Annotated in this window: 13 protein-coding genes and 1 riboswitch; of the genes, 9 read left to right on the top strand and 4 right to left on the bottom strand. The window is 49.4% G+C overall.

Features of this window, described 5'->3' with window-relative positions:
- Positions 1-4: 4 nt before the first annotated feature.
- A complete protein-coding gene (locus DW949_RS01975) occupies positions 5-1,393 on the top strand; it encodes a PLP-dependent aminotransferase family protein (RefSeq protein ID WP_118021586.1) in 1,389 nt (462 codons plus the stop codon).
- Positions 1,394-1,484: 91 nt separating this feature from the next.
- Entirely contained in the window at positions 1,485-2,258 is a 774-nt protein-coding gene (locus DW949_RS01970; protein ID WP_118021585.1) for a PhzF family phenazine biosynthesis protein, read from the top strand.
- Positions 2,259-2,347: 89 nt separating this feature from the next.
- On the opposite strand, the gene DW949_RS01965 is transcribed toward DW949_RS01970, so the two are convergent.
- The 3 genes from DW949_RS01965 to DW949_RS01955 form a co-directional block, all read right to left on the bottom strand.
- Positions 2,348-2,587: a TIGR03905 family TSCPD domain-containing protein gene (locus tag DW949_RS01965; RefSeq protein ID WP_118021584.1), complete on the bottom strand. Its 240-nt coding sequence runs from the start codon at positions 2,585-2,587 to the stop codon at positions 2,348-2,350.
- Between the two features lie 19 nt (positions 2,588-2,606).
- A complete protein-coding gene (gene trxA, locus DW949_RS01960) occupies positions 2,607-2,972 on the bottom strand; it encodes a thioredoxin (RefSeq protein WP_118021583.1) in 366 nt (121 codons plus the stop codon).
- 134 nt (positions 2,973-3,106) lie between these two features.
- Positions 3,107-3,931, bottom strand: coding sequence for a MetQ/NlpA family ABC transporter substrate-binding protein (locus DW949_RS01955; RefSeq protein WP_118021582.1), 825 nt, complete (start codon positions 3,929-3,931; stop codon positions 3,107-3,109).
- Between the two features lie 90 nt (positions 3,932-4,021).
- A riboswitch (SAM riboswitch) is annotated at positions 4,022-4,120 on the bottom strand.
- A gap of 296 nt (positions 4,121-4,416) precedes the next feature.
- On the opposite strand from DW949_RS01955, the gene DW949_RS01950 reads away from it, so the two are divergent.
- The 6 genes from DW949_RS01950 to DW949_RS01925 all read left to right on the top strand — a co-directional run bounded on the left by DW949_RS01950 (position 4,417) and on the right by DW949_RS01925 (position 12,202).
- Positions 4,417-5,463, top strand: coding sequence for an ABC transporter substrate-binding protein (locus DW949_RS01950; protein WP_118021581.1), 1,047 nt, complete (start codon positions 4,417-4,419; stop codon positions 5,461-5,463).
- Positions 5,464-5,548: 85 nt separating this feature from the next.
- Positions 5,549-6,658: an ABC transporter ATP-binding protein gene (locus DW949_RS01945; protein WP_118021580.1), complete on the top strand. Its 1,110-nt coding sequence runs from the start codon at positions 5,549-5,551 to the stop codon at positions 6,656-6,658.
- The gene (locus DW949_RS01940; protein WP_233539455.1) at positions 6,642-8,309 is read left to right on the top strand and encodes an iron ABC transporter permease; all 1,668 of its coding nucleotides are present in this window, start codon (positions 6,642-6,644) and stop codon (positions 8,307-8,309) included. Before DW949_RS01945 ends, DW949_RS01940 begins: the two co-directional genes overlap by 17 nt.
- A 26-nt stretch (positions 8,310-8,335) precedes the next feature.
- Complete coding sequence (locus tag DW949_RS01935) at positions 8,336-10,054, top strand: sensor histidine kinase (protein ID WP_118021578.1); 1,719 nt, start codon at positions 8,336-8,338, stop codon at positions 10,052-10,054.
- Positions 10,047-10,814: a response regulator gene (locus DW949_RS01930; RefSeq protein ID WP_118021577.1), complete on the top strand. Its 768-nt coding sequence runs from the start codon at positions 10,047-10,049 to the stop codon at positions 10,812-10,814. The genes DW949_RS01935 and DW949_RS01930 overlap by 8 nt, the downstream gene beginning before the upstream one ends.
- A gap of 227 nt (positions 10,815-11,041) precedes the next feature.
- Positions 11,042-12,202 carry an MFS transporter gene (locus tag DW949_RS01925; protein WP_233539454.1) on the top strand — a complete coding sequence of 387 codons (1,161 nt, stop codon included), beginning with the start codon at positions 11,042-11,044 and terminating at the stop codon, positions 12,200-12,202.
- Positions 12,203-12,319: 117 nt separating this feature from the next.
- Here DW949_RS01925 and DW949_RS01920 read toward each other — a convergent pair whose 3' ends face one another.
- Positions 12,320-13,720 carry an FAD-binding oxidoreductase gene (locus DW949_RS01920; protein ID WP_118021576.1) on the bottom strand — a complete coding sequence of 467 codons (1,401 nt, stop codon included), beginning with the start codon at positions 13,718-13,720 and terminating at the stop codon, positions 12,320-12,322.
- A 138-nt stretch (positions 13,721-13,858) separates the two neighbouring features.
- Between DW949_RS01920 and DW949_RS01915 the strand changes: the two genes are divergently transcribed.
- The gene (locus DW949_RS01915; RefSeq protein WP_118021575.1) at positions 13,859-14,629 is read left to right on the top strand and encodes an SDR family NAD(P)-dependent oxidoreductase; all 771 of its coding nucleotides are present in this window, start codon (positions 13,859-13,861) and stop codon (positions 14,627-14,629) included.
- Positions 14,630-14,862 lie beyond the last annotated feature (233 nt).

The raw sequence follows: 14,862 nt of genomic DNA, 5'->3' as shown, positions 1-14,862 counted from the left end.
GGACATGCCGTACAATTCGTTTGCCGATTATCCCATGTCGTGGAAACCCGTACTGGACAGGAATTCCCGGCCGCTGTATCTGGCACTGGCCAGGCAGCTGGCCGATGACGTAATGAATGGCATTCTGCTTCCAGGGACGAAGCTGCCTCTTCAGCGGGAACTTGCCGATTTCCTTGATATCAATGTCAGCACCGTATCCCGTGCCTTCCGGCTCTGTTCGGATAAAGGGCTGCTGACCAGTGTTACCGGAAGCGGCACCTTTGTTGCCTACGATGTCCGGACCAGCCTGTCTGTTGTGCCGGACCAGACAGACCCAATGATTGAAATGGGATCTATGATGCCGGAAACACTGGCTGACGATGAAGTCACCTGTCTCCTGCGTCAGATGATGGATGAACCAGGGAGGTTTGATTTTTTCCAGTACAGTATGGGCGGAGAGGACTGGCATCGCGATGCGGCACTGGCACTACTGCGAGAGGCAGGCATAGAAGCGGCACGGGACGATGTTCTTCTGGCCAGCGGAGGACAGAATGCCATTGCAGCGGTTCTGGCCGGTTTATTCCGGCCGGGAGACCGCATTGGCGTCGATCCTCTGGTCTATCCGGGACTGAAGAGTGCAGCAAAATTGCTGGGAATCCGCCTCGTGCCGGTGGGGCAGGAACGTGGGGAAATGAGTGAAGAAGGACTCTGGTATGCCATCCGGAATCACCACATCAAGGGTATTTACATTACACCGGACTTTCAGAATCCTACGACCCACATCATGAGTACCGAGGGACGGCGCATGCTGGCCCGGGTGGCTAAAAAAACGCAGATTCTGGTCATTGAAGATGCTATTACGAGCTTTCTATTGTCCCGGCCATTGCCGCCAGTCCGGCAATTTCTGCCGGAGCAGACTGTCTATATCCTGAGTTTATCCAAAACGATACTGCCGGCACTGCGCCTGGCGTATCTGGTCGTGCCGGAACACATCAGGGATTCTCTGGCAGAAACGTTGTATGCGATGAACCTGTCCCAGTCAGAAATCTTGCTGGAACTGGCCAGCCGGCTTGTCGTATCCCATAGGGTACAGGATTTGATGTCCCTTCGCCGCAGGAGAATTGCCATGCGCAATAGCACCGTTAATGCGGTTTTGCAGGGATATACGGTCCGGGGTGATGACTGCAGCCTGTGCCGCTGGTTAGAATTGCCGGAACCGCTTACGGGCAGCCGGTTTGAAAATCTGGCCCGGCAGAAGGGGGTGCATGTCCTTGGGGCAGAACATTTTACCGTGGGGACCCAGCCTCCGGAACATGGCGTACGGTTATCCGTCGGCTCTCCCCGGGATAGAGAGGAATTACAAACGGCTTTATGGCGCCTGCGGGAGATTTTGGATAATCAGGGAATTTTGTAGGCCATACAATTAACTGATTGTGTGATGGTTCTCCTCGTGATATGATGAACATATCAAAAACAGGTTCGTCTGGAAAGAGGAGGAATGGGTCATGAAATGTTACGTCGTCGATGCCTTTACGAAAGAAGTATTCAAAGGAAATCCGGCCGCTGTATGCGTTATGGATTCCTGGCCTTCCGATGAGATGATGCAGAACATTGCCATGGAAAATAATTTGTCCGAGACCGCTTTTACTGTAAAAGAAAAAGACGGATACCGGCTGCGCTGGTTTACACCAGGCGGAGAAATCGACCTTTGCGGCCATGCGACGCTGGGGACATCCTTTGTCCTGGCAAATTTTGTCGAACCGCAGTGTCAGACCTTTGTATTCCATACCTTAAGCGGCGTGCTAACGGTGACACGGAAAGGTGAACTGTTCTCCATGGATTTTCCCGCTTATGATATGAAGCCGGTGCCTGTGACTGATGCCATGGAAGAAGCGCTGGGAGTCCGCCCGGTAGAAGCATACATAGCCAGGGACCTTCTCTGCGTCCTGGAAAACGAAACACAGGTCCGGGAATGCCAGCCCGATATGGAAAAACTGAAACACCTTGACGGACTGCTGTGCAATATTACGGCCAAGGGGGAAACGTACGATTGTGTCAGCCGCTCCTTTGCTCCCAAATTGTCCGTACCGGAAGACCCGGTTTGTGGCAGCGGGCATTGCCACGTCATCCCGGTCATGGCAGAGAAACTCGGCAAGAATGATTTAATTGCCTATCAGGCGTCACGCCGCGGCGGCGAGTTGTACTGCCATATAGAAGATGGCCATATTGCTATGGCCGGGTATGCTGTCCTGTATTCGGAAGCAGACCTCAAAATCTGATTCATTGGGGACATAAAAAAGGATTGTGCCGGCATAAGCGGGTTGTTCATGCTGGTACAATCCTTTTTTGTAGGGGCAGGATAATCGGATCAGACGTAGGCTTTCAATGCCTGTGCCAGCTGGTCCGGACAGGACGTAGTGCGTTCGCCGCAGCGGATGCCTTCCAGACGGCGGACGACTTCTGCGACGGGCATTCCTTCAGCAAGGCTGGAAAGGCCGAGGTGATTGCCGGGACAGCCGTTTGTAAAGACGACGTCATAGACTTTTCCGTCTTTGATATCGAAATCAATCTGTGTGGCACAGATGCCACTTGGTTTATACGTATGCAATGGAATCTTCCTTTCGCAATTAATCGAAGAGTGCCAGGATGCTGGCTTTCGGCTGGGCACCGACAGAACTCTTGTAGAGCTGGCCATTTTTGAAGACCAGAAGAGTGGGGATGCTCATGACGTTGAACTGCTGGGCCAGTTCCGGTTGTTCATCTACATTGACTTTGCCGACTTTGTATTCCGGATGTTCGTTGGCAATTTCTTCAACGACCGGCGCTACCATGCGGCAGGGACCGCACCAGGTGGCCCAGAAATCGACGAGAACCGGTTTATCGGATTGCAGGACTTCCTGATTAAAATTATCATTGGTAAATGTGTATTCCATATATGATTCACTCCTTTTGTATTTGTATTGTCTGTGGGACAATTCTATTATATCACACATTTGTCAAATTTTACGAGAAAATTTTTAACGTATAATATACAAAATTTATTGTTTATACCATCAAATTTCAATATAACGCAGATGATTGGAAAAAAACGGCCTGCCATCGATGTGACAGGCCGCTTTGCCGGCTATTAGAATGCAGGCAGGATAGTTCCCTGATATTTATCGTTGATAAATTTCTTGATTGCTTCGGACTGATAAATCTGAACGACTTTCTTGTATGTTTCGTTGTTTTCATCGCCCTGACGGACAGCGAATACGCAGGCATACGGCGATTCAATGGATTCTACAAGGATGGAATCTTTTTTCGGATTGAGTCCTGCCGGAATAGCGTAGTTAGTGTTGACGCAGGCGATATCCGTATCATCGAGGGAACGCGGTGTCTGGGCAGCGTCGAGTTCGACAAACTGCAGATTTTTCGGATTTTCCGTGATATCGGCAACGGAGGCTTCGATGGAATCACCGTTCTTCAGTTTGATCAGGCCAGCCTGCTGCAGGAGAAGCAGGGCACGGGCACCATTGGACGGATCGTTCGGGATGGTGACTTTGCTTCCCGGAGCGACTTCATCGAGGGATTTATATTTGTGGGAGTAAACGGCCATAGGCATGAGGATCGTCTTGCCAATAGACGTGAGTTTCAGGCCCTGTTTTTTGACGATATTGTCGAGATAAGGCTGGTGCTGATAGGAGTTCATGTCGAGATCCTTTTCAGCCAGTGCTTTGTCGGGCTGTACATAATCGTTGAATTCGACGACTTTGATGGTAATCCCCTGTTTGGCAGCTTCTTTGACGACTTCGTCCATGATTTCTGCATGAGGACCAGCCGTAACCCCTACTTTAATTTCTTTTTTTGCCTGGTCGCCTTTGCTGTCATTGCTGGAACCGCAGCCGGCAGCAAATACACAGATGGCTGCAATGAGGCCGGCGGAAATGATTTTTTTAATAGATGATTTCATATTTCGTACCCCTCTCCTGAGTGTTTAAATAAAAATAAGTCCGTATCATCAAAAAAGCCGTCATGCAGATGACGGCTTTACTAATCCTATGATTCATCTGCCGGATGTAATCCGATGGAGTTGGCACCATACCTTATGGCGGTTGCCGCAGTGTCATGGGGCCATTCCCTCGACTGCTCTTGATGAAACGTATTTAGTTGATGATGCAGATGTTAGCATAGTTTTTTTCTCTTGTCAAGCATCATTTTTTTCTATATCTAAAAATGCAGGCTATAAAATGCTGCTTTTTAATACAATCCGTCATTTCCATATGAAATATATATTCACTCAAATAGCAATTAATATATACTACATACATTAAATAGCGATGATTATTATGAAAATTAGATGTTTTTTATCTTTTATCGGATAGACAATATAAATGAATACAGTACAATAAAAGCATAAACTATGCGAGTCGGATGATTGATGAAAGGAGCGGAAATATGAAACAACTAACAAAACGAATTATTACACTGGCTGTTGCAGCGGCTACACTGGTTTCACTAGCTGGCTGCGGAGGTGATCAGAAGAGCGCATCGGGTAGCGATGACAAGGTGCTTACGGTTTATACGGCACGCAGTGAAAGCCTGAACAATCTGGTCATTCCCAATTTTGAAAAGGACACGGGAATCAAGGTCAATGTTGTCGTGGCCGGTACAGGGCCGCTGTTAAAACGGGTTTCTTCAGAAAAGGGCAATCCCCAGGGTGATATCCTATGGGCAGCGGATCAGACCATGCTGGAGTCCCAGAAAGACTTATTCATGGAATATGTTTCTCCTGAAGATAAGAATATGATGGAAGCATTCCGCAATAAGACGGGATATTTTACACCGGCTTTTGCCGATCCTACCGTCCTTATCGTCAATACGAACCTGGCCGGGGATACAAAAATTGAGACCTTTGATGATCTGCTGAATCCGGCCCTGAAGGGGAAAATCGCCTTTGGCGACCCGGCCAATTCCAGTTCAGCATTCCAGTCGCTCATGGCTATGCTCTATGCCAAAGGAAAAAATGGCGATCCTATGAGCCCGGAAGCGTGGGACTATGTGGATAAATTCATCCAGAATCTCGATGGCAAAATGCTGAACAGTTCCGGTGCCGTCCACAAAGGCGTTGCCGACGGAGAATATACGGTAGGTCTCACCTGGGAAGATCCGGCAGCTACCTACGTCCGGAACAGTGCGCCGGTTAAAGTAGTATTCCCGAAAGAAGGAGCTATTTTCCCCGGTGAATCGGTACAGATCATCAAGGGATGCAAACATCCGGAAAATGCTAAAAAATTTGTCGATTACATGATTTCCCAGAAAATTCAGGAAATGGCTGGTAAAGAACTGACCGTGCGGCCTCTTCGCAAAAATATCGAGCTGGCTTCGTATATGACGCCCATTGATCAGATTCATTTGTTCCCCAACTATGATGAAGGATGGGTATCGGATCACAAACAGGATATTGTAGCGATGTGGAACCAGCATCTCGAAAACAACAGATAAGTCATTTTACTTGCATCAGTTTGCGGCAGGAAACGCAGTGTCAGTGCAGCGGGTCCTGCCGCGTTTTTATAGGGAGGAAGAAAAGATGAGCGTATCCATTGATATTGATCACGTGGTAAAACGCTATGGGGACAATACGGTAGTAAAGGGATTGTCTCTTCATGTGAAGCCAGGTGAGTTTTTTACACTGCTGGGGCCATCGGGCTGCGGCAAGACGACATTACTTCGTATGATTATCGGATTCAATTCCATTGAAGAAGGCGAAATCCGGCTGAATGGAAAGCGTATCAATGATGTGCCTGTAGAGAAACGGAATATGGGCATGGTGTTTCAGAACTATGCCATATTCCCCCATATGACGGTACGGGATAATGTGGCTTTCGGCCTGCAGATGCGCGGCGCCGGGAAGGCCGATATCGAAAAACGGGTAGATGACATACTGAAAATTGTGAAAATTGACCATTTAAAAGACCGTATGCCCGCCGCCCTTTCCGGCGGCCAGCAGCAGCGGGTTGCCCTGGCGCGGGCTATTGTCATCCAGCCGGCAGTACTCCTCATGGATGAACCGTTGTCCAATCTGGATGCCAAACTTCGTGTAGAAATGCGGAATGCCATCAAGAAAATCCAGCGTCATATCCACATTACAACGGTGTATGTAACCCACGACCAGGAAGAAGCACTGGCTGTATCAGACCGCATTGCTATCATGAATAACGGTGTCATCCAGCAGATTGACACGCCACAGAATATATATAAACGGCCCTTCAATACCTTTGTAGCCGGATTTATCGGATTGTCCAACTTTCTCGATGCACAGCTGCAAAAAGACGGGAATGCAGCTACCCTGCATTTTAAGGATGGATATAGCGTGCCCATGGATAATCTCGATGAGTCGGCAAAGGATGGGGAAAAGGTCATCGTATCCGTACGGCCGGAAGAATTTTCTATTATGCCGGCTGGTGAAATGGGAATTCCTGCAGTCGTCGAAAGCAGCGTGTTCCTGGGGATAGCGACTCACTATTTTATGAAAGCGGCTGACGGGAATAATCTGGAAGTCATCCAGTATCAGGGAGAAGGCAGTCACCTTCCTGATGGAACTGCTGTGAGTCTGCAGCTCAAAAGCAGCCGCATCAATGTATTTCATAGTGACAGTGCAGAAACGATGATAGAAGGTGGTCATGATGGCACAAACTAAAAAATCCCATATCTCATTCTGGACAGTTATCAGTCTCTGGCTGTTTGCCTTTTTTGCTCTCTTTGTCTTATACCCGCTGGTACTCGTATTATACAAAAGCGTAGTGGATCCCGTATCGGGCAGTACGACGCTTGCTTATTTTACGCGGTTCTTTACCAAGCCTTTTTATTGGGAAACCATGGTACACAGCATGGAGGTCACCGTCGTCTCTACTATCCTGGCAGCTCTTCTGGGGCTTCCCATGGCCTATCTCATGCGGAGCATCAAGATAAAGGGGAGTGCCCTTCTCAATATCCTGATCGTTATTTCTTATTTATCACCACCATTCATCGGAGCCTACGCCTGGATTCAGCTGCTGGGGCGCAACGGTGTCATAACCCAGTTCTTCAATCAATTGTTTCATACATCGTTTAATGGCGTATATGGATTTTCCGGTATCGTTCTCGTCTTTACCCTGCAATCTTTCCCACTGATCTATATCTTCTTGTCCGGGTCGCTCAAGACCTTCGATAATTCGCTGAACGAAGCGGCGGAAAGCCTGGGCTGTTCCCGCTTCACGCGGATGCGGCGTATTCTGGTGCCGCTGCTGCTTCCCACACTGTTATCCAGTTCGATGCTTGTCTTTATGCGGGTCTTTGCCGATTTTGGTACGCCCATGCTGATTGGTGAAGGATTCAAGACCATGCCCGTACTGGTATATACGTCCTTTATGGGAGAAGTCGGCGGCGATGATGGATTTGCGGCGGCTATCTGCGTCATCATGATTGTACTGACTGTTGTCATGTTCTTTGCCCAGCGCTATCTGGCGAACCGCAGTACCTATACCATGACAGCACTGAAGCCTATCGTAGCTGAAAAAGCATCGGGGTTGCGCAATATCATGGCTCATGGTATCGTGTATATAGTAACCGGGCTGGCCATTCTGCCCCAGCTCGTCGTCGTGTATACTTCGTTCCTGCGCAGTAATGGCGGACAGGTCTTTACGGGCGGATATGCCCTTCAGAGTTATGAAGCGACTTTGTTTGCCAAAGACAATACGGTCATATGGAATACTTATTTTCTGGGAATCGTCGCTATTGCCATCGTACTGGTCATGGGGGTCATCATTGCCTATCTGAGCGTACGGAAAAAGAATCTGCTCAACAGCATCCTCGATACGGTGACCATGTTCCCCTTCATTATTCCCGGGTCAGTACTGGGGATTTCCTTCCTGTTTGCCTTCAACAGCCCGCCTATCGTTCTGAGTGGCACGGCTTTGATTATGATTATTTCCTTTGCCATCCGGCGTATGCCTTACACCGTGCGTTCCAGTGTAGCCGCTCTGGGACAGATCAGCAAAAACGTAGAAGAAGCGGCTATATCGCTGGGGGCTTCGGACCTGACGACGTTCCGCCGGATTACCCTGCCTATGATGATGCCCGGTGTACTGGCAGGAGCCATTATGAGCTGGGTGACCATCATCAGTGAGCTCAGTTCTTCCATCATTTTATATACAACGGCCAATCAGACGCTGACTGTATCGATTTATACGGAGGTTATCCGTGGCAATTACGGCAATGCCTCTGCCTATGCTACGATTCTGGCTCTGACATCTATTTTGTCCCTGCTGATTTTCTTCAAGCTGACGGGACGGCGCGATATCAGTATCTGATGGTTATTTCCTGAAGGAGCTCCACCATGAGCAGACCACGCAGTTTTCATCTGTATTTACAACAGGTTTTTACCAAAGGGGCGGCATTGCTCATTCTGTTTCTGCTATGCCTGTTCGGGGCATTTCTGGCCTGTTTTTATGAGGTGCATATTGTAGATGGCACCGATGCTCATGCAGCAGAAGCAGAACAGGCGGTCAGCCGGGAATGGGACCGTTGTGCCCGTGCGATGAATGAACTGGGGGGAAACCCTGCTCTGATCCAGGCTTTGCAGACGGGGAAAGCTGACCGGGAGCTGGCACAGTATCTGTATGATATTACGAACAGCGGTACAATCCACGGTGATTTTCTCCTCCTGGATCAGAGTAGAAAACCCGTCATGACCAGTCTGTATCAGGATAATCTTGGCCTGGTCCTGGAAAACCGGGATATACAGGATATGCTCCATCGTGCAGGAACGGATAGTACAGGTGTGCTACGGTATGGGCCGGTAGTACTGCCACTGCAGCATGGCCAGCAGGAGCAGTATTATCTGCTTCTGCCTGTACAGGGACATGCGGAAACAGCGGGATTTTTGTTCCTTTTTTTCCGGCAGGAAGGATTTCAGGAATGGGCAGACCAGTGGCCGGCGGAACAGATTGTCATTCTGGATACGCTGGATCATGTTATTTTTTCCACGAACCCCTTATTTGTCGATGCCATGGGAAAATTGCGGACCTCTATGGGCGTAACGGGGGCGCAGTCTGTGCAGGGACGAAGTTATTATGTCAGCCGGCCGGCCCGGGGGGATAAACTGCAGGTCATTGCATTTACGGCTATTCCCCATACGGATTCTCTGCTTCAGGCAGTGCTTCTTTTTCTGGGATGTATTGGCATAGCGGCCTGTCTGGCTATATTCCTAGTGGCGCGGAAACTGTCCTGCAAAGTATTGAAACCGCTCGACGGTCTGCTGGTTGCTGTGCGGGAAGGAAAAAATGGCAATCTCGACTACCGGCTGGAACCGGAGCAGAGCCTGCAGGAATTTCAGGTCATTTATCAGGAATTTAACCGCATGATGCGGGAAATCCATCAGCTGATGGAACGCAATAAAGAACTGGCAGAACGCAAACGGCTTATGGAAGTACGGAATCTGGAGGGACAGATGGATCCCCATTTTGCTTTCAATGTCATGGAAGGACTGCGCTATGAAATCCTGTTTGATCCGAAAAAAGCATCGGAACTGGCCGTTTCCTTTGCCCGGCTGATGCGGTATAGTATTCACCGCGGAGAAGGAGACGTCAGTCTGGAGACCGATCTTCAGTATGTGAAAGACTATCTGGCTCTTCAGAAGATGCGTTTTGGTGAACGCCTGTCCTATGATATTGCCATGGATCCGTTATTGTACGACTGCCAGATTCCCAAGCTGCTGCTGCAGCCTGTTGTGGAAAACAGTATTGTCCATGGCCTGGAGAACGTGAGAGCTATTCATATCAACATTACCGGGAAAAGAGAAGAAGATATGCTCGTATTATCGGTCGTGGACAATGGCGCCGGTATCAATCCGGAAAAAATGGCAGAACTACGGAAACTTCTGGTATCCGATGTGGTAGCTCCCAGTCATATCGGCCTGTATAATGTGCACCGTGTATTGCGTCTCCGGTACGGTGGGAACGCAGGCATCCGTATCGACGGGGATGCCCATGGGTTCCGCGTTTTTCTCTATCTGCCAATGGTAAAAAAAGAGGTGGCACACTGTGACGATGTATAAGGTTCTGCTCGTAGAAGATGAAGAGATTATCCGAAAGGGGCTCATGTATCTCGTAGACTGGGAAAAAGAAGATTGTGTCGTTGTCGGTGAAGCCGGAGACGGAGTGGAAGGAACTGAAAAAATCCGGAAATTAAGGCCTGATATGGTTATTACCGATGTAAGGATGCCTTTCCTGAGCGGATTGGATATGCTGGAGCAGACCCGGTCCATACCGTATGCAGCTATTGTCATTTCTGGCTATGATGAATTTGAATATGCCCAGCGTGCTATTTCTCTGGATGTAACAGAATATCTGCTGAAGCCTGTGGACTTTACGGCCCTTCATAAAGCGCTGATACGGGTGAAAGAGAAGATTGATACGTTGCGCCAGTTTGAACGGCAGGTTCAGGCCCGGCCCGTGCAGATACATTTGCCGGATGGACTGCCCGAACCGGGAAACCGCTATGTGCGGAAAGTGCTGCAGATCATAGAATCGCAGTATTCACAAAAAATTCTCCTGCAGGATGTCTGTGAGGACCTGGGGGTATCCAGCGTGTATCTCCAGACAAAGTTTAAGGAAGAGATGCATTATACCTTTCACGATTACCTCAACCGCTACCGCATTCAGCAGGCCGTGAAAAAAATGAAGGAAACCGATTATAAGGTCTATGAAATCGCGGATATGGTCGGATTTTCTGATTATAAATACTTCATACAGGTGTTTAAGAAGTACGTCGGCATGTCGCCGAAAAAGTTCTTTGAACAATCGGGAAATTCCTGACCTGGAGTACGCCGGAAGTTCCCCGGTCCTTGTCAGGATTCTTCTTTTCGTGCTATAATATATGTGCTCATCGGAGGGTGTATAATCGTAATGTATGCAGCCGGATAAGATGTCGGCAGACGATATATCGGAGAACAGATATCTGCGTACAGGTATCTGTCGAACTAAGATATAGACGGTATGCCGGTTCTTGTCCGGCTTTTTTTGTCTGTGGAGGTGACAGTTCGATGAGATATACAGAATGTATGCAGCATAAGAAAAAGATACGTTGGGAAATATATGCTGCAAAGGCATTTTATTTTCTCGGAGGATTTGGCTTTACGGCCTGGGCGTCCCTCATTCCCTTTTTGAAACGCAATCTGGAAATACCTGATGACCATCTGGGCATTCTGCTGCTCGCGCTGGGAGCGGGGGCCTTAGTCATGATGTTTTTTGCCGGTGCTGTTGCGGCACGGCTGGGATGCCGCCGTTCGCTGACGCTGGGGGGCCTGGGAATGATAGTCTGCCTTAATGGGTTATGTCATATGCCAGTTTATGCCGGCGCTATAGGGTGTGCTGTCGTACTGGGAGCGTCCCTTGGGCTTTCGGATGTTGTAGTCAATATCAATGGAATTTATATGGAACGGAAAATCCATAAGCGGCTCATGTCAGGACTGCAGGCCATGTGGTCTCTGGGAAATTTTTCCGGAGCTGCTTTTTTTGCCCTGCTTCTTTCATTGGGACTGTACTGGAAACTGGTAGCTCTGGCAGCAACCATGATCATTGCTTTGTGTATCGTCTTCTTTGCGCCCCAGCTGATGCAGGACAGACAGGAAAAAAGCGGTTCTTCTCATTTTACCCGGCCTAAACCATATATTCTGCTTATCGGTATCATCTGCACCATTTCCTTTCTTGTCGAAGGGTCTATCAATGACTGGAGCGGTGTATTCCTGACGACAGAAAAGGGTGTGGATATCTCTCATTCCGGACTGGGACTGACGCTGTTTACGGCAGCTGCCTTTCTCATGCGGCTGCCCGGCGATTCCCTTGTCATGCATTTTGGCAGCCGTCGTATCCTGGCAGTTTCCCTGCCCATTGCCTTTGCAGGGTTTCTTGGTATTCTCCTGTTGCAACAAGGGCTGATGCTCTTTGTCGCATTCATTCTCATCGGTGTGGGATGTGCCAACACGGTACCGGTCTTTTATTCATTGCTGGGTACACAGAAGGTCATGCCCGTGGCGGATGCCGTTTCGGCTGTCAGCACCATTGGCTATGTCGGCATCCTGCTGGCTCCGGCTGTCCTCGGCTTCATTGGACGGGCGTTCAGCCTGTATGCCTCCTTCGGGCTGGTCACGGTCCTTCTGGTCGTCATGTCGGTCATGGCATTGCAAATTTTGAAGGAAAGATAGTTTGTAGTACGGAGTTTGTAGAAGGTGGCTTTAAGATTAAAAGCCTTCACTAAAAACTACAAACTACAAACTTAATACTCAAAAAAAGCGGCTGTCTTCGGACGACAGCCGCTTTTTCTACGCATCAATCAGTTTTCCCGGATTGAGGATGTTGTTGGGATCCATGGCCCGTTTGATGGTTTTCATGATAGCCAGTTCTCCCTTTGGAGTGAATTCTTCCATGTATTTGAGCTTTTTGGCTCCGATGCCGTGTTCACCGGCCAGACGGCCACCGACGCTGTAAGCATAGGCGTATACCTGCTGATGGAATTTTTCGACGCTCGTTTCCCATTCTTCATCGCTCATATCCATCTTGCACAGGACGATATGCAGATTGCCGTCGCCGATATGGGCATTGATTTTGACCTGGAACGGGTAGTCTTCTCCGATTTCCATGATTTTTTCGATGGTTGAAGCGATTTTATGGACCGGTACGACGACATCATCGGTAAGGAAGACTTTGCTGACCATTTCGCACGATGTCTGGACATTGCGGCGCATGTTCCAGATGCGTTCATCGGCTTCGAGGACATCGACAGCTCCCGATTCTTCACAGATGGTGCAGACGCTTTCCATCTTGCTGTCCAGTTCGTCTTCGCGGAATGTTTCTACGGTGATGATGACGTAAATGCCGTCTTCATAATGGGGCATATCCGAATAATGGCAGTAATCGGCCGTATTGCGGACATAAGAGTTATCCATGTATTCTACGCTCGTCGGGTCGATGCCGGCTTTGAGCAGTTTGGGAACCATATACAGGGCCTTGCGCGGGTCTGTATATACGGCAAGGACGTCAAAGCGGTACGGCGGCAGGGGAATGAGCTTGACTGTGACTTTGGTGATGATGCCCAGCGTTCCTTCACTGCCGATGATGAGCTGTTCCAGGTCGTAGCCGGTGGAGCATTTTTTCAGGATGCGGCCGCATTCGACGATGTCGCCTGTGGGAGTGACCATTTCCAGGCAGTATACCTGATGGCGGGTAACGCCGTAGCGGACGGCTTTGAGACCGCCAGCATTGGTGGCCAGATTGGCTCCAATCATGCAGCTTTCGGCACTGGACGGATCCCCGGCGTAGAGCAGGCCGTGGGCTTTCGCTTCTTTTTGCAGGTCTACCGTACGCACGCCGGCTTCGACGGTCATGTACATGCCTTCTTCATTGAGTTCAATGATTTTGTTGAGCCGTTCCATACACAGGACCAGGCCACCGCAGACGGGGATGGCGCCGTCTGCCAGACTCGTGCCGCCACTGCGGACGGTAATGGGGAAATGGTATTCGTTGGCCAGCTTGACAATCTGGGAAATTTCTTCGGCATTGGCCGGGATGACAGCCGCTTCCGGCAGATGGAACCGGCGCGGGTCCGTTTCGTAGTCTGTCTGGTACTGTACCAGGATGTCCTTGTCGGTTTTAACATACGAAGGGCCCGTAATGGCCTTGAGCTTTTCGATGATTTCCGGTGTGATGGATTGATAGGTTTCCATGATGTGCCTCCTGTCATAAAGTAGATTGAGTATGCGTATATTCTATCACGTTTCTATCCGTTGGAAAGAGGAAACGTTTATTCTGATTTGCAATATGTGACTATGTCTGCTAAACTATACCGAAAAGGAGTGATTTGTATGGATATGGGATTACAGAATAAAGTAGCCGTTATTACCGGAGGCAGTGAAGGCATTGGGTTTGCTGCTGCCCGGGCTTTTATTGCCGAAGGGGCATATGCAGCTGTCTGCGGGCGCAGGAAAGATGTCCTGGAACAGGCTGTGGCCAACCTGGGGCCGCGGGCATTTGGCGTTCCCTGCGATATGACGAAGGAAGAGGAAGTCCATGACTTTGCCCGTCGTGTCTTTGACAGATTCGGCCGTATCGATGTGTGGGTCAATAATGTAGGCGCGACCATCGCCCGGAAAGGGACGTGGTATACAGGAAAAGAAATCGATCAGACCTATGCTGTCAATTTTAAATCTGTCGTCATGGGAAGTCAGGCAGCTGTGCCATATTTGTCCCGTCAGGGAGGAGTTATCGTCAATGTGGCATCCCTGGCTGCACGGTGTGCCACGTCCGGGCGGGCAACACTCTACGGGGCGTTTAAAGCCGGCGTCGTCAACTTCACCAATACCTTTGCCGGAGAAGTAGCATCGAAACACATCCGCGTCGTGTCCATTCTGCCGGGGTTTACGCTGACACCACTGGTCCGGGCGACGATTGCCGCCGATGATCTGGAAAAACAGAGCAGGACCTGCCTGTTGCGTCGTGCCGCTGAACCGGAAGAAATTGCCGGGCCTATCGTGTTTCTGGCCAGTTCACAGGCATCGTATATGACAGCGGCATCTCTTGAAATTTCCGGCGGCCGCAGCATGACTCTGAATCCGGGATATTCATACGGGGAATAATGACTTTTCAAAAATTAAATCGAATTATGTTCTAAAATTTTAAAAGTCTACTTGACAAGTGCTGTTTGAAAGTGTACTATGTTCGTAAACATTGGAAACGCCAAGACCGGAACAAGTACACGCAGGCGGTCACACAGAGAGCAGGAATCCAGGCTGAGAGTTCCTGCAGAAGCCAAATGCGCTGGAATGCCTCCGCGAGCGGATGGGCCGAATGGAGTAGGCACATACGGATT

Source organism: Megasphaera sp. AM44-1BH (assembly GCF_003467125.1).
In the GTDB taxonomy this organism is placed as follows: Bacteria; Bacillota; Negativicutes; order Veillonellales; family Megasphaeraceae; genus Megasphaera.
The sequence above is the reverse complement of the archived record's forward strand: the minus strand, read 5'-3'. Positions and strand labels throughout refer to the sequence as shown.